Here is a 21446-nt window from a genome sequence, read left to right on the forward strand (position 1 = left end):
ATGGCAGCGAAAGTTTTGATAATAGATGATGATCCGGTTGTTCTTCTTTTACATAAAGTCATTTTAAAAGAAGATTGCGGTGCTGATATGATCGCATGTTTTTCCGAGCCAGTTAAAGCATTGGAACATATTATTACCCATCAAGAAGAGATTGATAAATTCGTAATCTTATTGGACATCAACATGCCGGTTATGAGCGGATGGGAATTAATGGATGCACTTTATAAAGAATTAGACCACTCCCAGCTTCATGTGATTATCGTCTCCTCATCAGTCAGTATTGAAGACAAAGAAAAGGCAAAAACATATCCATCCATAATGGATTATTGGGAAAAACCCATTTCTAAGAATAATTGTATTTCATTAAAACAAATATTAGAATCCCTAAATGCCTGTTAATGGAAGCTTAAAACTTTTCTGGTAAAGTAAATGTAAAGGCATTCAAAATGCTGACATCTTTTGCTTTTCTTTCACTTTTCGGCTCAAAAGTAAATCTGTTAAAAAACCCCGGTTTTTTCTGAAAGAATGTCTTCATATAAAACCATTTCAGAATAATTAATTGTATTTAATTGAAAACATAAAACACTATAGAGCTAAAACAAAGTATTTAATTTTATATTTAGTTACAAATGAATATTTTTTAGAATATTATTTCGGTCAATCGGGTATTAATCTAAAAAACAAAATATAATTTGGTTACACTTAAACAAATATCGGACCGCTATAACCGAAATTCATGCCGTTAAAAGATTATTTTTTTATTTAAAAATTATCATTTCATATCTTCATTTGAGCTCACGATACCTATTCAAGAATTTCTAGCCTTTATTCTTAAATAGTAATCAATAACATTTACCCAGTCACTATTGATATGAAAAAAATCTATCAGATTTTAAGTCTATTATTGGTTTTCAGTATTAGCACTTTTGCCCAACAACAAGTAAATGGTTCCTATTTTAACCAACTTGATTTTAGATTTATTGGTCCAGATGGAAACCGAACCATTGCAGTCAGAGGAGAACCCGGCAATAATATGGTCATGTATGTTGGTATGGCTTCAGGAGGCTTGTTCAAAACCGAAGACGGGGGCGGTACCTGGAATTCCATTTTTGATGATCAGGATATCTCTTCAGTTTCCGCCTTGGCACTGGCACCAAGCGATCCCAACCAGGTTTGGGTAGGTACAGGTGAAACATTCCTGATCAGGCCTGCACATGCCATGGGGAACGGTATTTATAAATCCACTGATGCCGGTAAAACATTCCAGAACATGGGATTAAAAGAAACTGCAAGGATAGGGCAAATTGAAGTTGATCCGAGAAATCCAGATGTGGTTTATGTAGCGGGTTTGGGCCATACTTATGGCAAACAAAAAGACAGAGGTGTATATAAAACAATTGATGGCGGAAAAACCTGGGAAAATGTACTTTTCGTCGATGAAGGAACTGGAGCTGTTGACCTGGCTATGAATCCCAAAAATCCCGATATTGTATTTGCAGCATTTTGGTCAATAGATATCAAAACATGGGGTCTTAACAGTGGAGGACCAGGAGGAGGAATTTACAGAACAAAAGATGGGGGAAAAACCTGGGAATCAATGAAAAACAACGGCCTGCCCGGTGGTGACAAAAACCCTGTTGGCAAGTCCTCTGTTGCCATTTCCTACAGCAATCCTAACGTGGTTTATGCCCTTTTTGAAATGGACAGTCCTCAATTATGGAAATCCACAGATGGTGGTGACTCTTGGGAACTGACCATGATCAACCATACCATCAATGAAAGAGCACCTTATTATACAAGGCTAAGAGTTTCCACAGACGATCCTGATGAAATCTATTTCGCATCTGTAAGGTTCAGTACTTCAAAAGACGGAGGAAAAACCCTCGCTCAAGCAGGATACCGTGCTGGTGGTGACAACCATGACATTTGGGTTGATCCTTTGAATGCCAACAGAATACTGGTAGCGCACGATGGTGGAATGGGCATGACCTGGAACAAACAGCAGACCTATAAGCAATTTGTCTTCCCAAATGCACAGATGTACCATGTATGGACTGATAATCAAGTGCCTTACAATGTTTACGGAAACAGGCAGGACGGATATTCTTACAGAGGTCCGAGCAACAGTAGACAGGGAAGTATTCCATTGGGCCTTTGGCATGCTGTAGGCGGTTGCGAAAGCGGATGGGCTATTCCGGATCCTGTGGACAATAATATTGTCTGGTCGGGCTGCTATGACGGTGGTCTCCAGGTGTATGATTTGAGAACAGGTCATGCAAGAGATGTAAGGGTATGGCCTGAAGCAGGCTATGGCTGGGCTCCTGCTGACCTCAAATACAGATGGCATTGGTCCTTCCCTATTTTCATCAGCCCACATTTCCATAAGCGAGTTTATGTGGGAAGCCAATTTGTCCATATGACAGAAGATTATGGACAAAGCTGGAAAATCATAAGCCCTGACCTCACCAGAAATGATAAAAGCCATCAACAATCATCCGGCGGTATCGCTACTGATAATCTTATGACTTTTGATGCATCAGTCCTATTTGCTATTGCAGAATCACATTTGGAAGATGGCTTGATCTGGGTCGGATCTAATGATGGATTGATGCACATCACCAGAGATGGTGGTAAAAACTGGGAAAACATCACTGCCAACATTCCAGGCAAGCCGGAATTGGGCACTATTTCCAGTATAGAACCTTCAAGACATCGGGCAGGAACAGCTTATGTAACAGTTGATGCCCACCAATTGGGTGATTTTGACCCTTATGTCTACAAGACATCGGATTATGGCAAGACCTGGGTGAAAATATCTGATGGCATAGAAAAATCAGAATCCTCATTTGTACACGTAACCAGAGAAGACCCTAAGGTTCCAGGTTTGTTATACACTGGTACCGACAAAGGGCTTTATATCTCTAAAGACGACGGCAAAACCTGGTTCAGATTAAGGAACAACCTACCTCCAGTTCCGATTTATTGGCTTACCATTCAGGAAGAATTTAATGATATGGTCATTGGAACTTATGGTAGAGGATTCTACATCTTAGATGATATCACTCCTATCAGGGAATTATCAGCCGAAATTCTTTCTAAAGACATGCATTTATTCAGCCAAAGACCAGCATACAGGTTCCAGGAGGTTCAGGGCATCAAGACCGAAGGAAGGTCTATGACCACGGGAAGCAACCCGCCTTATGGCATGGATATTAACTACTACCTCAAATCACCTGCTAAAGAGGTGAAGATAGAAATATTGAAAAAAGACGGAACACTAATCCGCACCATTTCAGGCAAAAAAGAAGCTGGGGTCAATAGAGTATGGTGGGATTTGAGACATGAACCGACTTTGCAGCCTAAGTTATTGGTAGCTCCGCCTGACAAGCCTTGGGTTAAACTGGAAGGCAGAGAATTCAGACCATTGGTGACTTGGGACCTAGATCTCTACAGAGGTCAATTTGGACCAAGAGTAGTACCTGGCGATTATGTCGTAAGGGTAACCGTTGACGGGAAAACTGAATTACAAAATGTCACCGTACTCAAAGATCCAAATACAGCAGGAACATTGGATGATATTGAAAAACAAGTGTCCTTCTCCCTGAATTTGAATGCAGCTATGAATGAAGTGGTAACCACCATCAATGAAATTGAGGAAATACGTAAAGAATTGGAAGAGCTTGTAGTTTCAAAAGATGATCGTGAACTCCAAAATAAAATCAAAGAACTGGAAGCTAAAATCCTAAAAGTAGAGGGCGAGCTCTTTGACATCAACCTGACAGGTGCAAGAGAGGATGCTTTCAGAGCTCCAATGAAACTCTACGGAAGAATCAGTGCCCTTGCCAGTGATGCCGGAGGCTTCGGTGCAGACTTCAAGCCAACCAATCAGCAAGTTGAGGTATACAATGTCTTCAGAAAGCAACTGGATGACATTCAGGTCCAATATAAGAAGTTGATCAATGAAGAAATCCCGTTATTCAATCAGTACCTGATTTCCAAAGACCTGGAGTTAAGACTTAAAAAATAAAAATAACCACCAACCATAAAACACATCATGAAATTTAACAGAAGATCCTTTATCAAGGCAGCTTCACTGGCTCCTGCCTTAACCCTGCCATTTGTCTCCTGCAGGTCTTCAGAAGATAACAAAGGAACTACTGGGACAAGTGAATTACCTGATGCATTCAAAGGCCTCAGCAACATGACCCAAGGAGTAGTTCCAATATCTAGAGAAGAAAGGATGGGAAGAATTGCCAAGGCTCAGGAACTCATGAAGCAGGCCAAAATCGATGCGCTTTTCTTGGAACCTGGAACCAGCATGAAATATTTCCTAGATTTTGATTTCTTTCTCTCAGAAAGGATGGTAGCAGCTGTTATTCCCGCCAATGGAGACATCATGTACATCTGTCCAAAATTTGAGGAAGATAAAGTCAGCGAACTGGTAAAGTTTGGCAGTGAAGTGAGGACATGGGAAGAACATGAAAGTCCATACGCAGTTGTCAAAACCATTTTAGTAGACAAAATTGGCCGTACCGGTACTTTGGGAATTGAAGAAAGATGCAGGTTTTTCTTGTATGAAGGAATCAAAAGTGAAGCCAGTAGCTTTAATTATGTTTTGGCTGATAACATCACTGCCGGTTGCAGGATGTACAAATCGGATGCTGAAATCGCCTTGATGAAAAAAGCGAATGAAATCACCATCGCTGCATACCAAGCACTTTTCAATTCTCTTAAGGAAGGCATGACCCAGGATGATTTCAGAAAAATCGCATCTCAAGCACATCAGGCACTAGGAGCTACAGGATCTATAGGCGCCAATTTCGGTGAATGGTCTGCTTTCCCTCATGGCAGCAGCACTCCTCAAACTTTAAAAGAAGGTGATATCATCTTAGCAGATGGTGGCTGTACCATTGAAGGCTATAAATCAGATATCAGCCGCACCATTGTTTTTGGCACACCAACTGAAAGACAAAGACAAGTATGGGATTTGGCCAAAGAGGCACAGTTTGCTGCATTTGAACTGGCAAAAAAAGAAGGCACAACTTGTGAGGATTTAGATGCTGTGGCCAGAAAAGTCATCAGTGATGGCGGTTTTGGTCCGGACTATAAATATTTCTCCCACAGATTGGGGCATGGCATTGGCATGGACGGTCACGAATGGACAAACCTTGTACGAGGAAATAAAACACCTCTTCAAAAAGGAATGTGCTTCAGCAATGAACCAGGTATTTATATCGTGGGAGAATTTGGAGTTAGGGTTGAAGACTGTATGTACATTTCAGACAATGGACCGGTTTATTTCTCTACACCTGGATCCGCTATAGACAGTCCATTTTCTTAAAAAATCAGCCTTAGGGATATAAAACTTTATATCCCTAAGGCCTACTCATTTTAAAAATTATTGATCAAATTTTTCAAACTAATTATACTATTTCATTTTTATTTTTAAATTTTCCATAGTTATTATAACTATATTTAATTTATAATATTTTAAATAAAATTTATCCGATTTATTTTTACACCTATTGTATTATCCTGTGATAAACGGCTTTGATTCAGGTATATTAATCAGGATCTTGGTATCAGATTAACCAAAAAAATTCCATTATGAAGAAAAATTTACTTATGGCTTTTATAGTCCTGCTCCATGCGGCGACTGTTTTTGCCCAGTCACGGACCGTAACAGGAAGAGTGACTTCAGCCGATGAACCTGACGGAATCCCAGGTGTCAACGTATTAGTGAAAGGTACCAGCATCGGTACAGCAACGGATTTGGATGGCAGGTATTCCATTGCTGTCAATTCTCCAAGTGATGTTTTAGTGTTTTCTTTCGTTGGTTATTTGAACCAGGAAGTAAGAGTGGACAACCAATCCATGATCAACATTACACTACAAAGCGATACTAAAAACCTTTCGGAAATCGTCGTGGTAGGGTATGGTGAGCAGGATAGAAAAACACTGACCAGTTCCATTTCTTCTATTAGTGGTAATACAGCTGAAAACCTACCGATCATTTCTCCTGATCAGCTGATCCAAGGTAGGGCTGCCGGAGTGGTTGCCAGTTCAGAATCCGGAGAACCAGGCGGTGGCATGAACATCAGGATCAGAGGAACGACCTCCATTACTGGTAGCTCTGACCCACTGTATGTGATTGATGGTGTGCCTATTGTAACATCAAATATTGCTGCTACAACTTTTGGTCAGCCAGCAAACCCGCTTGCAGATTTGAACCCAGGTGACATTGAATCTCTTGAAATTCTGAAGGATGCTTCTGCCACGGCAATTTACGGTGCCAGAGCTGCAAATGGTGTGGTTTTGATCACAACCAAAAGAGGTAAAAAAGGTAAACCAACTGTTAATGTCAGTATGTATGGAGGTATTTCCAAACCTTGGAAAAGTCCAAACGACTTGAGAGTTGATGGCCCTACATTTGAAAGACTGCAGAATGAGTCTGCTGCCAACAACTGGATAGACAGATATGGATCTCTAACAGCGCTAGACGGTCAAGGCAGGCCTTATACACCAAGATTTGCAAACCCTGATCAGGCAATTGATACCAATTGGTTTGATGAGATATTCCAGACTGGCGGCGTTCGTAATTTGGATGCCTCTATTGCAGGCGGTGACGATAAAATCAAATATTTCCTTTCAGGAAACAACTTCTCTCAAGAAGGTTTGGTTAAACCGGCTTCCTTTGACCGAAACAGTGCCAGGTTGAACCTTGACTTTATGGTTTCTCCTAGATTAAAAATTGGTACGAGTTCCACTTATTCCGTAAGTACCAGAAATAGATCCCTAAATGGTAACGCTATTGAAGGTGGTCTTTCCACTGCCTTCTTCTATCCAAGTAACTATCCAATTTATAATCAAGATGGCAGTTATTACAGACCATTCTGGGAAAACCCTGTGGCAGTTGCAAACGAAACTGATTACTTGATGAAAACCACAAGATTCATTGCCAGTGTGTATGCAGATTGGGAAATCACAGACGGATTGGTATTCAAAAGTACCTGGAGTATTGACAATAACCTCGTAGAAGAAGATAGATATTTCAACACATTCCTTGCTGCAGGAAATGCCATCAAAGGATCTGCTCAGGATTTTGTAACAACCAGCAATAACTGGATTAACGAAAACGTGCTTACTTATCAATTTACTAAAGGAAGCAGCGACTTCAATATTTTGTTGGGAAATACGCTACAAGAAAACTCTTTTAATCGAACCCAGGCATTTGGACAGGGTTTCCCTTCCAATTCCTTCAAAGAGATCGCTTCTGCAGCGGTTAAAAACGCAAGCAGTACATCCAGCGCATGGGGTATCGCATCCTTCTTTACCAGAGTAAATTATGGGTACAAAGGTAAATACTTATTAACTGCTAACATGAGAGCTGATGCCTCTTCAAGATTTGGTGCAGACAACAGATGGGGGTATTTCCCTTCTATTGCCGGTGCTTGGAGAATGATAGAAGAAGATTTCATGAAAGATCTGAATACGATTTCTGATTTGAAATTTAGAGCAAGTTATGGTATCACGGGTAACCAAGGTGGTATCGGAGATTTCCAAGCATTAGGTCTTTGGGGTGGCATGAGAGGCGGACTTAACCTTGGCGGTATCGGTCAGCCAGGTGGAGCGGCTTCTTATGTGGATGCTCCAGGTATCACACCGAACCAATTGGCCAACCCTAACCTGAAATGGGAAACTACCGCACAGTTGAACATTGGTTTTGATTTAGGCCTATGGTCTGATAGATTGACCATGACCTTTGATTACTACAATAAGCAAACCAAGGATCTTCTTCTTGACGTACCGGTTCCTAAAACTTTGGGCTATAGCATCTTGACCCAAAACTTTGGAGAAATGGAAAACAAAGGTTTTGAATTAGGAATCAATGGTACAATCGTGGACAAAAAAGACCTGACTTGGACTGCCAGCTTCAATGTATCAAGAAACAACAACTTGGTTAAAAAACTTGCTTTCCCATTCACTACTTTCACAAGGGATTATGTTAGGGTTGAGGAGGGTTATCCGATGAACTCCTTCTATGTTCACGTAGAAAAAGGTGTAGATCCACAAACCGGTAACATCATCTGGGATACCATGGGTGACGAAACATTCAATCCTAACATCCACAGACAGATTTACGGCAGTGCAATTCCAAGATATGTGGGTGGATTTACCAACAACATCAACTACAAGAACTTCGATTTGATGGTATTCTTCCAATTCAGTGAAGGTAATGAAATCCTGAATTATGGAAGATTCTTCTTCGAACATGGTGGGGAAAGAACTACGGGTTATTCTGCACAGCAATTAGGAAGATGGCAACAACCAGGTGATATCACTGATATCCCAAGAATGGCTTCCATTAACTATAGTGCTGATTTGAGGCCTTCCAGACACGTAGAAGACGGTTCATACCTAAGATTGAAAAACATCAGCTTGGGCTATTCAATTCCAAACTCACTAACTTCCAGAATTGGAGCTAGCAGGGCAAGAATTTATGTAGCGGCACAAAACCTTTTGACTTTCACCAATTACACAGGTTTGGATCCAGAAGTAAGTACGAGCCCTTCAAATTTAGTATCAGGAGTGGACATCGCAGTTATGCCACAGCCAAGAACAATCACAGCTGGTGTTAACTTGACATTCTAATTATGACAATCATGAAAAATCTTAAATATAAATCTATTTCCATGGCCGTCCTGCTTTCTGTAGGTATTGGTTTTGGATGTAATGTACTGGATCAGCAGCCTCAGTTCCAGATTGCAACAAGTGAGGCTTTCTCTAACCCAATCAATGCTGAAGCTACCCTAAACGGTCTTTATAATGAAGCGCAGTTGGTGTATAACTGGAGAGTTCAGACCATCGGAGATCTAGCCTCAGATTTGGTTCAAAGTATCGATACTTGGGATAACTTCAACGTCATCGATGAGTTCCGTCAGACGCCTGACAATACAGAGATTGATGATATGTATACCCAAATATACAGGACCATCGATTTGGCGAATAACATTATTGCATTTGCGCCAACAGTGCCAGGATTAGAGCAAAGCCGTATAGATGATATGCTTGGTCAGGCCTATACCTTCAGAGGTATGATGTACTTTGAATTGGCTAAATATTTCGGTGGAATTCCTAATAAGTACGGTGAACTTGGTGTGGTAATTGAAACTGAACCATCAGCTGGTGTTAATGAGAACTCTTATAAATCAAGAGCTTCTCTTCAGGCTACTTGGGATCAAATAAAAAGCGATTTGGAAGCGGGCGAAAGACTTTTGCCACCCACTAGAGCAAGTAACTTCTTAACCAGATCACGTTTGGTAAAAGCTGCCGCAACTGGAATGTTGGCCAGATACTACCTTTACATCGATCAATGGGCGCAAGCTGAAACTTATGCCTCACAAGTAATTTCTCAGGGAAACTACACTTTAACTAAGCCATTTTCCAATATTTTCAGAACTGAGTTCTCCAGCGAATCAGTTTTCGAAATGGATTATAATGTGGTGGATTTCAGTGGTCTGAGACAGTGGTATTATCCTGCCAGCTTAAATGGCCGTGGAGGTCTTTCCTTCCATCAACCATTTGCCGCAGAATTGTTGGCCAGACAAGGTACAGATTCAAGAAGTGATTTAATTGACTTCAATCCTGCATTTGGTGGCGTATACTACTCTACCAAATTCAACCTTTTGCAAAATGCAAGTAACGTACCTGTAATCAGGGTGGCTGAAATGTATTTGATCAGGGCTGAAGCCAGAGCTCGCCAGAATAATATATCCGGTGGCCTATCTGACTTGAACATGGTGAGAAACAGAGCTGATCTTCCTGATGCAACTGCTTCATCAACTGATGAGCTGGTTAATCTGATCTTGGATGAAAGAAGGTTTGAGTTTGCTATTGAAGGTCATAGATTCTTCGATATGACCAGGACCGGAAGGGCTGTGAATGTATTTGCCAACCTACCTAGAACTACTGGCGCCAGCCTTTATTCTATCGGAACAGCTGATAAGTATGTATTCCCAATACCAACATCTGAATTGCTCACCAATTCAAACATGGTCCAAAACCCTGCTTACAGATAATTAATGATGAAATATTTGAATACTATAGCTGCAGCACTTCTCATGATGTGCTGCAGCATCACTTACTCCATGGGGCAAGGAATATCAGCAGCCGCTACCCCTAACCAATTGATGATGTCAAAATTGGAAGTAAGTGAAAAAAACCACTCCATGCTGATCAACAACAAGACATTGAATTATAAAACCACCGCTGGTTTTATGCACATGTCCAATGAAGAAGGAAAAGACAAAGCAAGATTTTTTTTCACAGCTTACACGCTTAACAACGTGTCCAATCCTAAAGACAGGCCCATAACCTTCATTTTCAATGGAGGCCCTGGTTCATCTTCTGTTTGGTTACACATGGGAGGTTTAGGTCCAAGAATGATCAAAATGACTGATGATGGTGAGGCAACACAACCTCCATATGAAATCATCAACAATCCTAATTCTTGGCTGGACAAATCTGACTTGGTTTTTATTGATCCTATTGAAACCGGATACAGCAGACCCGCAGAAGGTGAGGACAAAAGACAGTTCCTTGGCTATGTGGAAGATATCTCTTCAGTGGGAGACTTCATCAGAGCTTACGTATCAGAATTCAAAAGATGGAATTCACCAAAATTCCTTTCCGGAGAAAGCTACGGTACAACCCGATCTGCCGGACTATCAGGTTATCTTCAGGATAGATATGGCATGTACCTCAATGGAATCATCATGATCAGTGCAGTGACCAATTTTGCCACTCTAAATTTTAGCAGAGGTCATGACCTGCCTTATATCATGTATTTACCTACTTATGCTGCAATAGCAGCTTATCATAATGCCCTTCCAAATAAAATCACTGATGTTGATGCATTTATAGAGGAAGTAAGGCAATATGCTAAAGGTGAATATGCCAGCATGTTGATGAAAGGTGACCAATTGACAGCAGCTGATAAAGCTAAACTTGCTGACAAACTGCACCAGTATACGGGTCTTTCTAAAGAGTATTTGGACCATACCCATTACAGAATCCAAATCAGCAGATTTGTCAAAGAACTGCTAAGAGACAAGCAGCAAACAGTAGGTAGACTAGATGGCAGGATATTGGGGCTCGACTATGACCATGCAGGTGAAGGATATGAATTTGACCCTAGCTACAGCAAAGCAATCTATGGACCTTATAGCATGGCAATCAATGATTACATCAATAGAGAGTTAGGCTTCCAAACCAATCTGGCCTATGAAATCCTAACCGGGAGGGTTAGACCTTGGAATTACAACAATGTTCAAAACCAATATTTGAACAATTCTGAAACGTTAAGATTGGCCATACATAAGAATCCTTATCTAAAAGTCATGTTTATCAATGGCTATTATGATTTGGCAACTCCATTCTTTGCTACTGAATACACCGTAGATCACATGATGTTGGCACCTGAATTGAAAAACAATATTTCAATGAAATATTACGAATCAGGTCATATGGTGTATATCCATAAACCATCTTTGGATAAAATGACCAAGGATGTACGGGAATTTTACGATGAAGTACTCAGGAAATAAGCTTTTATTCCCTGTATAGTAATAAAAACGCTAAAACCAGCACTATCAACCTATGGGTTTCTGACCCAAAAGGCAGCCTGTTTATAACAGGTTGCCTTTAAAAAAAATTAAATTCCGCAAATCAACTCTGCCCTTTTTTACCCAACAAAATCAATTACAATTCCCCAGTCAAATTCTTCTCTAATGGAATCCCCAACCCAACTATCAAGTCTATTCAATAACCTGGAAGTGGCATTTGCTTCCCGGTCAGATAAGGAATTACAGAAAATGCATTTGATCTTTTCGGCCATGAACAATAGTACTTTGGTCAACTTAGGGATCAAACTCACCAACCTTGCCATCAAGATCCATTTTCCCATTAAATGGATCATGAAAAACACCATGTTTGGCCATTTTTGCGGAGGTGAAACCATTTATGAATGTGAAAAATCTGTAAAAAACTTGGCCAAATACCAGGTAAAGGGAATTCTTGATTATTCAGTGGAAGGAACTGGAACAGAAGAGAGTTTTGAATTTGTCAAGAACGAAGTACTTGAAACCATTAAAACAGGTAAAGATAATGATGCTATTCCCTTTGCTGTATTCAAAATGACAGGATTGGGGGATTTTGAATTAATGACCAAAATCCAGGACGGCAAAAAATTAAGTCAAACTGAAGAAACTGCATACCAAAACTTAATCAAACGTGTGGACAGGATATGCAAATATGCTCACGATTCCGGCACAAGATTACTGATCGATGCAGAAGACTCTTGGTATCAAGACACCCTTGATAAAATAGTCTACGAAGTTATGGAAAAATACAATCAAGAAAGGTGTGTAGTATTCAACACCTATCAAATGTACAGGCACGACATGCTCGACAGGTTGAAAAAAGCCCACCAAAAAGCTCAAGAAAAAGGATATGTTCTCGGAGCAAAGTTGGTTAGGGGAGCTTACATGGAAAAGGAAAGAGAAAGAGCAGAAAAATTGGGTTACCCAAGCCCTATTCAGCCGGACAAAGCATCAACAGATAGGGATTATAATGCTGCTTTGGAATATTGCGTTCAAAACATTGATACCATGAACTTATTTTCAGGCTCTCATAATGAAAACAGCAATTTGCTTCTTACAGAACTGATCCATCAGTATGATCTGCAAAAAAATGATGAACGGATATTTTTTTCCCAATTATATGGCATGAGCGATAATATTTCATTTAATCTCGCCAAACAAGGGTATAACGCAGTTAAATACGTGCCTTATGGGCCTGTTGAAAAAGTCATGCCTTATCTCAGCAGAAGAGCAGAAGAAAATACATCAATCGCTGGTCAGTCCAGCCGTGAACTTGATTTGATCAAAAAAGAAATTGAGAGAAGGAAAAACCAGTAAAAATGTAAAGAAATATGTTAGTTTACGATTGTAAAAAGGCTATCCGGAACGTTTCGGTAGCCTTTTTCATTTTAGTAAATTTAAAATTTTTAGCTTCTCCCTTTAATACCGATGTCGCCCACAGAAACTCATCCGACAACTTAATGTTAAATTTTAATTGAATTTATAAAAACCAAATTTTAATTATATCGTAAACATTTTTAGTTACCAAAAATTTTAGACTATGAAGACTTCAAACATTTTCCTCATTCTATTTATATTTCTCTTCTCCCCTACTATTACGCAAGCTCAGGAAACAATTGAAGTCTATGCCAAATTGCTTTACCCTGTTCTAGATCATAGTGCCGGAGATACAGTTAGAGTAAATGGGGTAAAAAGCAATCCTACCACTGGTAAAAAACAATATTTGATCAACTCTCGAATAGTAGGTTCTTCAAAATATGTGAATGAAGACAGGTTAAATATTTTTGATGAAAACTTGGACTTTTGGGAAAGAATTTGGTTTGAATACAGAGCTGAAGAGGTCAATAAAAATGGTTGGGAAAAAGACAAAAGACAGGAACTGCATGAAGATGCCATAGATTATTATTCCCAGGCATTGGCCAATAATATGGTTTTTCAAGATGATTTGTTGTATGATTATCTATATCAGCTGCTCTACCACATCCACCCCACTCCCCTAGTCAAAGATAAAACCACAAATTTTAGCTTGGTTATTTTAAACTCAACTGAACCCACAAGTTTTGCCTTCGACAATGGCATGATTGTACTCACCGCTGGTCTGATCGCCAGTACAAATTCAGAAGAAGAACTGATCAATATCCTTGCACAAAATGTTGCTCATAGCGTAATGGAACATAACCTTGTCAATCTCAATCGTGCAATCAAACAAGAACGAAGGGCAAGGATTTGGGGAACAGTGGCCGCTGTGGCCTCTGCTACTGCGATGGCCGTGGACCAAGCCCAAAATGGTACCTTCCATGATTATACGCTTGCGGCTGATTTAGGTCTTTCTGTATATTTTCTTTCCGCAGGAACTTTGGGAAATATAGGAGCCCAATATACAGATTTGCAAAAAAGAACAGCTAAAGTTATTGGAGAAAATTATCTAAAGACTTATCCGGAAACTGTTGTTTTAGACGATTATTCATTTACCAACCAAATTGCCAGTACAATAAGTTTTACCGCATGGCAGGAATACCACCTCAAAAACTACAGCTATGCACAGATGTTGGCCCAAAAACTAAACACGCTGAATATGGCTACTGATAAGGACTTTCTTTTGCTGAGTAAAATTCAAAGAAAGATTTCCGGTGACAGAAACTCCAATCAGTTGGCTTTGGAATATATAGAAATGGCCAAAAAGAAATCAGTTAACCCTCTCCCCGAACTTTACCAAGAGGCAGGAATGATTTACACTAGGCTTAACGAATCCGAAAAAGCCAATGAAGCATTTCTCAAGTACCGAGATGAATTAATGACGTTAAAAGCTCAGGGCAGTCAGGTAGAAGCAGAGTTAGACCGCATCAATCAGTATCTGCAAAGAAAACCATCAAGAACTCCCCCTCTTGCTGAAAAAGGAGTGGAAATCCCGGAAGAAAATTGATGGCGAAATGATATTCATATATTTAAGGCTTTCCATTGGTTAAATTACAACTCTAGGGAATGGCCTTCAATCATGAATACAAAAAGCAATTCAATGCACTTTAAAAAAATTGTCATAATTGATGCAATTTTAAGATATTCTCATTTAACACCTCAAAATCCCAATATATCAAAATTATTGATATCGGGATTTTTTCAAATATTTGTTGTATATTTTTACACTTATTCAAAATATTTTTAAGCTTTTCTCATGTATACCAAACGGCACTACAGTCTATTGATGACGTTCAAATGGTCTAAAAAACCATTTTACTACGGTCTGATTTATTCAGGACTCATCACCTTAATATTTGAATTGACAAAATGGGAATTTACTTTACCTTGGGAACCGATTTCCGTCATTGGTATAGCCGTTGCTTTTTATCTAGGTTTCAAAAACAACAGTTCATACGATAGAACTTGGGAGGCAAGGAAAATATGGGGAGCAATCGTTAATGACAGCCGAAAATTTGCAACTGCAGTTTTGACAATGTTGCAAACAGATGATGGCACGGATTTATGGGAGATCAAAAAAAAACTGATTTATAGACATCTTGCCTGGATTATTGCTCTAAGATATGCCTTGAGAATTCCTAAGTCATGGGAGCATAAATATGGTCCTCCAAATTTGGTTTTCGTTCCTCATTATGCTGATATACTCAATAATGGCCTAGATAAAGAGTTGTCCGAATATCTTTCCAAAGAAGAACTGGATTCGTATAGAAATAAATCAAATCTGCCCTCCCAACTTTTAAAAAAACAAAGTGAAGAGATTGAAGCATTATTCAAAAAGAGCTTGATTTCTGACTACAAACATGTGTGGCTTCACCAAATCATTGGCCTTTTGTATGACAATCAAGGTATGAGTGAACGTATCAAAAACTTCCCTTTACCTAGGCAATATGCTTCTGTTGCTTTATGGATGAACTACGTCTTCTGTGCCTTAATTCCCCTTGGCTTATTGGATATCTTCACCCAATCCAATGAACTTTGGATCTGGATGACCATTCCCTTTTCCGGTTTGATTATCTGGATTTTCTTCCTGATGGAAAAAATAGGTGATTATTCAGAAAACCCCTTTGAAGGCAATTACAACGATGTGCCCATCTCTTCTATCACAAGGGCAATAGAAATTGATTTAAGGCAAATGATCAATGATGAGCAAATCCCCAAACCTTATCCAGTAGAAAATGGGTTTTTGATGTGAAATTTAAGCTTGAACTTTGGAGTTTGGACTTTAAAATTTGGTTCTTGAATTTTGAATTTTGGGTCTTGGGATTTGAATTGTGTGCCTTTTCACTCACTTTTCAACGTATTGGCAGGATTAATATGAGCGGCCTTCAAAGCTTGTAAACTCACTGTCAAATAAGCGATAGATAGGATACCAAAAGCTGCCAATAGGATAAACCACCATTCAAAATCAATCCTGTAAGCGTATCCTTGAAGCCAATCTTGGATCAAGTAATAGGAAATACCTGACCCCAATATGATTGAAACAGATACAATTGCGATAAATTCCTTATTGATCACATGAAGGATTGAAATTGTGGAGGCTCCCAAAACTTTTCTAATACCAATTTCTTTGGTTTTTTGTTCTGCGATATGGGCTGATAATCCAAAAAGCCCCAAGCATGAAATCAAAATGGTAAGAATACTGAAATATTTAGCCAGTTCTCTCGTTCTTACATCATCCTTGTATAAGGTGGCATAATTTTCATCCATGAAACTGTACTTGAAAGGAAAGAATGGCTCAAAAGCTTCAGTCACTTTTTTGACTTCCTGCAAAGTTTGGCTGATATTTTCAGGGGAAACTTTAATAAAAGCCAATGAAGCAAATGTTGGGTCTAAGGTAATGATTACGGGCTCTATACCTTGGTGAAAACTTTGGAAGTGAAAGTCCTCTACAACACCCAGTATTTGGGTTTCTTCATTCCAGTTGAAACTGTTTACAGTTGGGTTGTCCTTGGTAATAAGGTCATAAGCCCTACGGTTAAGTATAGCTTTTCCTGTGGAATCAGAAATCCTCTCTCTTGAAAAATCCTCCCCCTTAATAAGGTTCAAACCCAAGGTCTCAATAAAGCCATGGTCCACTCTCATGATTTCAAACAATGCTGTAAAGTCAGGATCTTTTCCCTCCCAAGTAACATCACCTGTATTGGAACTCCTGCCAAGCATTGAATGCGTAGATCTGGTTACGCCCAGAATTTCAGGAAATTGTTCCAGCTCAGCTCTATAAACATCAAAATTTTCAAATAATTTTCCTTCAAGTTGCACGATCAATAATTGGTCCTTATTATAGCCCAAATCCTTGTTCAAAGCATAATTAATCTGTTTGTAAACAACTATGGTGGCGAGTATCAGCATGGTGGCCAATACAAATTGGAAAACCACCAACCCTTTTCTAGCCATCACTATTCCTCTCCCTGATTTTGTTAAGTTTTTAAACACTGAAACAACTTTGGTGGCAGATAAATAAAAAGCAGGGTAACTTCCTGCAACAATTCCGGTAATAACTACAACTGCCAACCATTGGCTCCAAAAAGCAAGGTTTTCGTAAGGAACTGACATAGATTTATCTGCCAGCCTATTAAAAATAGGTAGGGTCAGTTCAACCATCACCAAAGCTGAAATTCCAGCAACCAAAGAAATAACTAGGGATTCCGTTAAGAACTGAAAAACGAGTTCTTTTTTCTCTGCCCCTGCTACTTTTCTAACCCCAACCTCCTTGGATCTTTTTTGAGATTTAGCAGTAGAAAGGTTCATGAAATTGATACAGGCGATCAACAGGATAAAGATACCGATGACCGCAAAAAGCCTGACAAATTCAATTCTTCCTCCTTGTTGTAGTCCATCTTTAAATTTGCCATGGAGGTATAAATCCTTTTCCGGAAAGGCAAATAATTTTACATTACTACCTTCATTCCTTTGAGCAATAAAATCCTCAATCTTATCTGAAAACTCTTGCCCATTGGCATTCTTATGTAATTTGACAATAGTGCTCGGTCCATTATTTCCCCAGCGTTGAAGCCACCCATTGTATGGCTTGTCAAACATAAACTTGAACGGAAGAATATATTCAAATCTATTACTGGACAATTCAGGGTCAACATCAACAACTCCCATCACCTGAAAAGAAGCCTCACCATCGGTTTCCTTCAATACTACAGTTTCACCTACCACATCTGTTTTACCAAAAAGTTTAATTGCCCCTTCTTTACTCAGTACAATATGACTGATTTCAGTTAGAGCCTGATCTCTGTCACCATTCAAAAATTCATATTGCAGGATATGAAGGAAATCTGGATCTGCATAGAACCCATCCATGCTTATTCTATTTTCCCCGGCTACCAATAAAGCAGATTCATTCCAGGAATAGCATGCGGATCTTTCCACCTCTGGATACTCTTCTTTCAGCGCTGCAGCTAAAATCCCTGGTGTTGAAGTTGTGGTAAAAATATCCGAACCATATCGCTGATGCTCCATGATCCTATACACCTGATCCATTTCTGCAAATGATTGGTTCATTTGCAACTCACTTTTAACCCATAAACCAATAGAAATGGTAGCCCATAGCCCCAAAGAGAGTCCAAATAAATTGATGAAAAAAGTCAATTTATGTTTGGTAAATCCTCGTAACGCGATTTTGAAGTAATTTGAGTACATAGAGAATTTGGTTTCAGATTGTCAATTTTAATTGGTTCCGCCACGGCAGACAGGTGTTTTGTTGTAATAGTTGTCAGAATTTCATTCGAAAATCTATTAAATCAATATGATCTTCCAGAATTCTTCGGGACAAACTCATAAAGGATCTATCTCCGCATCTCTCCTTCCGAATTCCGAAATTCAAGTCTCTTGGTTCTTGTCTTATAATTCTCTGTCCGAAATTCGCATCTCACTTGATCTTGAGTCTTAAGACTAATTTCTCGTTTCTAGCATCTAAATATGAAACTGCTCCCTGATGTTCTCTGTCACCACTTTACCATCAAACAGGTTGATAATGCGGTGTGCATAATTGGCATCATGTGGAGAGTGGGTAACCATCACGATGGTAGTTCCTTCATTGTTCAGTTCTTCCAACAGCCTCATTACTTCTTCTCCATTGGCTGAATCAAGGTTACCTGTAGGCTCATCCGCCAAAATCACAGAAGGCTTGGCCACTATTGCCCGGGCAATAGCCACTCTTTGCTGCTGACCACCGGACAGTTGCTGTGGAAAGTGGTCTTTCCTATGCATGATATTCATCCGGTTCAGTACTTCTTCCACCCTTCTTTTACGTTCATCGGAAGGGGTTTTCAGATACAGTAGTGGAAGCTCTACATTTTCAAATACAGTAAGTTCATCGATCAGGTTAAAACTCTGGAATACAAATCCAATGTTTCCCTTTCTCAGCTGGGATCTTTGTCTTTCTGAAAATTTAGCAACCTCTTGACCAATGAAATGATATTGGCCGGCTTCGGGATTATCTAATAAGCCTATGATATTTAGCAGCGTAGATTTACCACATCCTGAAGGCCCCATGATGGCCACAAATTCACCCTTTTTGATTTCGATATTGATATCGTCCAAAGCGGTGGTCTCTACTTCTTCAGTTGTGTAGAGTTTTTTAAGATTGACTGTTTTGATGATGTTTTCCATGGGTAGTTTTTTGTAGTAGTTTCATTTATTAAAGACAATGATTTTCATTTATAAATTGCTTGGCGTTGGATGACCGATGTTGAATGACCGATAACTGATGTTGGATGTCCGATGACCGATGTTGGATGTCCGATGACCGATGACCGATGTTGGATGTCCGATTTCAGAAGAAAAAAGGACATTAATACGTATTCCTTCATACTGTCTTCATATTCATTATTTTATTTTTGAGCGGAATGAACCTAACATATTCATTAAATGAAAGGCTTCATCATAAAGAGTAGAGAATTCTAAATCATTTATATAATTCCTCCTTTTTGCTTTATGGAGACATGTGACTACTTCTGCCAAGGATCTCATAGCATATGCCAAGAATTTTCTGAATTCAGGATTCGATTGCGCTATTGATCCTTCTGCAATATTTAATGCTATCGAATCCGAAGCTCTTCTTATTTGGGACAATAAATTGTATATTTCCTCTTTTGGAAATCTTTTACTTACCTTAAATACATCCTCTCCAAAATCCATTGCTTTATGCCAAATAATTAATTTTTCAAATTTAAAATTCATAATGAATTGATTATCAGTTTAAAATTCGATTTACAAAATGAATTAAACTGATTTTCATTTAAACTTCAACTTCGAGCTTTAACTTATCCGATTAAGTTTTAATCAACATATTTTTATTTTTTTAATTTGAATAAGCATCCATCAATTTCTATTATCTTCACTTTCGAAAAGGTGTTCTTTTTTTTCCTTATTGTTTTTCTAATGTAGAACATCCCTTCATCCGACATCGGTCATCCAACATCCGACTACTTCAAATTCAACACCTCATTTTTCCCAAAATTCTCATACCCGCTTACAATGACCTTTTCTCCCGGCTGAAGTCCTTCAAGAACCTCATAGAATTCTGGGTTCTTTCGACCTAATCTAATATTTCTCCTTTCTGCCTTGCCGGATTCCTGATTAACCACAAACACCCAATTGCCACCCGTATCCTTATAGAATCCTCCTGCTGCTAACAGCACCGCCTGATTGCTTTCTCCGAGCTCAAGCCGAATTCTGACTGTTTGGCCTCTTCTTATCCCTGTAGGAACTTCCGAAGTAAAAAACATATCCACTTCGAACCGACCACCTGAAACAGTTGGATAGATCTTGCCAATTTCCAATTCATATACACTTCCTGAAAAGCTGAATGTGCCTTTCAAACCTGTATAAACTCTTGCTAAATACAGTTCATCTATCGGAACCCTTACTTTATACTTATCTAAAATATCTATCTGACCGTATCGCTGACCTGCATGAATGGATTGACCAACTTCAATCTGTTCGGTAGATAGTTGTCCGCCAATAGGAGCCCTCACCGCAAGGTTATCTAGAATATGTCCTACTCCATCCAATGATTGGTTCATTCTCCTTTCAGAATCTTGAAGTTGTCTCTTTTGAATTACTCTAGAATTGGAATCATTCCGGTAAGCTTCATAAGTCAATTTTCTTCTTTTGGTATTGTATTCATATTGTTCCTTCACTTCTTCAAATTCTCTGTCAGAAATGAGCTTTTTGGAATGAAGCTCTCTAAAACGTTCGTATTGAGGTTTTAACAGGCTGATCTGATAATCAATCTCTGCCAACTGTGCCTGTTGATTCAGGTCATTTTGATCCAGTTGAAGTCGAACTTGTCTCAGGTTATTGATTTGAAAATACAGACCGGACTCCCTTTCCATGACTTCCAACTGCAATTTGGAGTTGGAGAGAATCAAGATAGTATCACCGGGATTGACTATGGCACCTGATTCTCTGACTATCTCCTGAATATTGCCCCCCTCCAAAGCATCAAGAAAAAACACTTCTCCCGGCTCAATACTGCCACTTACTGGTATATAGTCGGTAAATTCACCCTCTTTTACAGTAGCCAATGTTACCCTCTCCATATCCACATTCATAGAGGATCTTGAATCGGAGAAAATTACCTGGTATAATACAAACCCAACCAGCAATATTCCTCCTGCTATCATGGCCATAAATTTTGGCGTCCAGGTCTTCTTCTCAATTTTTCTGTCCATTGTCAAAATATTCAAATACTGATGAATATCCATTTGCCAATTATATGCCATGCTAAAAACCTTCAAAAAATGCCTGTTTTGGCACAATAGTTATTTTTTTGAGACAATTATCGAACAAAAATGT

At 39.2% G+C, this 21446-nt stretch carries 13 protein-coding genes; 9 read left to right on the forward strand and 4 right to left on the reverse strand.

Going from position 1 to position 21446, the window contains the following annotated elements; translation table 11 throughout:
* The 9 genes from ACFFIP_RS17370 (at window position 1) to ACFFIP_RS17410 (ending at window position 15828) form a co-directional block, all read left to right on the forward strand.
* Entirely contained in the window at window positions 1–399 is a 399-nt protein-coding gene (locus ACFFIP_RS17370) for a response regulator (RefSeq protein ID WP_382389018.1), read from the forward strand.
* Window positions 400–871: 472 nt separating this feature from the next.
* A complete protein-coding gene (locus ACFFIP_RS17375) occupies window positions 872–4027 on the forward strand; it encodes a VPS10 domain-containing protein (protein ID WP_382389019.1) in 3156 nt (1051 codons plus the stop codon).
* Between the two features lie 27 nt (window positions 4028–4054).
* Entirely contained in the window at window positions 4055–5341 is a 1287-nt protein-coding gene (locus ACFFIP_RS17380) for a M24 family metallopeptidase (protein ID WP_382389020.1), read from the forward strand.
* Window positions 5342–5607: 266 nt separating this feature from the next.
* Window positions 5608–8652 carry a SusC/RagA family TonB-linked outer membrane protein gene (locus ACFFIP_RS17385; protein WP_382389021.1) on the forward strand — a complete coding sequence of 1015 codons (3045 nt, stop codon included), beginning with the start codon at window positions 5608–5610 and terminating at the stop codon, window positions 8650–8652.
* A gap of 11 nt (window positions 8653–8663) precedes the next feature.
* On the forward strand, window positions 8664–10079 hold the full coding sequence (locus ACFFIP_RS17390; RefSeq protein WP_382389022.1) for a RagB/SusD family nutrient uptake outer membrane protein: 1416 nt from the start codon (window positions 8664–8666) through the stop codon (window positions 10077–10079).
* Between the two features lie 3 nt (window positions 10080–10082).
* The gene (locus ACFFIP_RS17395; protein ID WP_382389023.1) at window positions 10083–11606 is read left to right on the forward strand and encodes a S10 family peptidase; all 1524 of its coding nucleotides are present in this window, start codon (window positions 10083–10085) and stop codon (window positions 11604–11606) included.
* A 183-nt stretch (window positions 11607–11789) separates the two neighbouring features.
* A complete protein-coding gene (locus ACFFIP_RS17400; RefSeq protein WP_382389024.1) occupies window positions 11790–12977 on the forward strand; it encodes a proline dehydrogenase family protein in 1188 nt (395 codons plus the stop codon).
* A gap of 223 nt (window positions 12978–13200) precedes the next feature.
* Window positions 13201–14583, forward strand: a complete 1383-nt coding sequence (locus ACFFIP_RS17405) for a M48 family metalloprotease (protein ID WP_382389025.1) — start codon at window positions 13201–13203, stop codon at window positions 14581–14583.
* Window positions 14584–14832: 249 nt separating this feature from the next.
* Window positions 14833–15828, forward strand: coding sequence for a bestrophin family protein (locus ACFFIP_RS17410; protein ID WP_382389026.1), 996 nt, complete (start codon window positions 14833–14835; stop codon window positions 15826–15828).
* Between the two features lie 89 nt (window positions 15829–15917).
* Here ACFFIP_RS17410 and ACFFIP_RS17415 read toward each other — a convergent pair whose 3' ends face one another.
* The 4 genes from ACFFIP_RS17415 to ACFFIP_RS17430 all read right to left on the reverse strand — a co-directional run bounded on the left by ACFFIP_RS17415 (window position 15918) and on the right by ACFFIP_RS17430 (window position 21373).
* Window positions 15918–18284, reverse strand: a complete 2367-nt coding sequence (locus tag ACFFIP_RS17415; protein ID WP_382389027.1) for an ABC transporter permease — start codon at window positions 18282–18284, stop codon at window positions 15918–15920.
* A 273-nt stretch (window positions 18285–18557) separates the two neighbouring features.
* On the reverse strand, window positions 18558–19256 hold the full coding sequence (locus tag ACFFIP_RS17420; RefSeq protein WP_382389028.1) for an ABC transporter ATP-binding protein: 699 nt from the start codon (window positions 19254–19256) through the stop codon (window positions 18558–18560).
* Between the two features lie 216 nt (window positions 19257–19472).
* On the reverse strand, window positions 19473–19826 hold the full coding sequence (locus ACFFIP_RS17425; RefSeq protein WP_382389029.1) for a four helix bundle protein: 354 nt from the start codon (window positions 19824–19826) through the stop codon (window positions 19473–19475).
* A gap of 245 nt (window positions 19827–20071) precedes the next feature.
* On the reverse strand, window positions 20072–21373 hold the full coding sequence (locus tag ACFFIP_RS17430; RefSeq protein WP_382389030.1) for an efflux RND transporter periplasmic adaptor subunit: 1302 nt from the start codon (window positions 21371–21373) through the stop codon (window positions 20072–20074).
* Window positions 21374–21446 lie beyond the last annotated feature (73 nt).

Origin of the sequence: Fontibacter flavus (assembly GCF_042432905.1) — a bacterium.
Taxonomy (GTDB): domain Bacteria; phylum Bacteroidota; class Bacteroidia; order Cytophagales; family Cyclobacteriaceae; genus Fontibacter; species Fontibacter flavus.

Bases quoted from the DNA above. Each gene is read 5' to 3' on its own strand.
- ACFFIP_RS17385 (WP_382389021.1), top strand. From the start codon at position 5,608: ATGAAGAAAAATTTACTTATGGCTTTTATAGTCCTGCTCCATGCGGCG.
- ACFFIP_RS17400 (WP_382389024.1), top strand. From the start codon at position 11,790: ATGGAATCCCCAACCCAACTATCAAGTCTATTCAATAACCTGGAAGTG.
- ACFFIP_RS17425 (WP_382389029.1), bottom strand. From the start codon at position 19,826: ATGAATTTTAAATTTGAAAAATTAATTATTTGGCATAAAGCAATGGAT.
- ACFFIP_RS17405 (WP_382389025.1), top strand. From the start codon at position 13,201: ATGAAGACTTCAAACATTTTCCTCATTCTATTTATATTTCTCTTCTCC.
- ACFFIP_RS17375 (WP_382389019.1), top strand. From the start codon at position 872: ATGAAAAAAATCTATCAGATTTTAAGTCTATTATTGGTTTTCAGTATT.
- ACFFIP_RS17380 (WP_382389020.1), top strand. From the start codon at position 4,055: ATGAAATTTAACAGAAGATCCTTTATCAAGGCAGCTTCACTGGCTCCT.
- ACFFIP_RS17415 (WP_382389027.1), bottom strand. From the start codon at position 18,284: ATGTACTCAAATTACTTCAAAATCGCGTTACGAGGATTTACCAAACAT.
- ACFFIP_RS17420 (WP_382389028.1), bottom strand. From the start codon at position 19,256: ATGGAAAACATCATCAAAACAGTCAATCTTAAAAAACTCTACACAACT.
- ACFFIP_RS17370 (WP_382389018.1), top strand. From the start codon at position 1: ATGGCAGCGAAAGTTTTGATAATAGATGATGATCCGGTTGTTCTTCTT.
- ACFFIP_RS17390 (WP_382389022.1), top strand. From the start codon at position 8,664: ATGAAAAATCTTAAATATAAATCTATTTCCATGGCCGTCCTGCTTTCT.
- ACFFIP_RS17395 (WP_382389023.1), top strand. From the start codon at position 10,083: ATGATGAAATATTTGAATACTATAGCTGCAGCACTTCTCATGATGTGC.
- ACFFIP_RS17430 (WP_382389030.1), bottom strand. From the start codon at position 21,373: ATGGCATATAATTGGCAAATGGATATTCATCAGTATTTGAATATTTTG.
- ACFFIP_RS17410 (WP_382389026.1), top strand. From the start codon at position 14,833: ATGTATACCAAACGGCACTACAGTCTATTGATGACGTTCAAATGGTCT.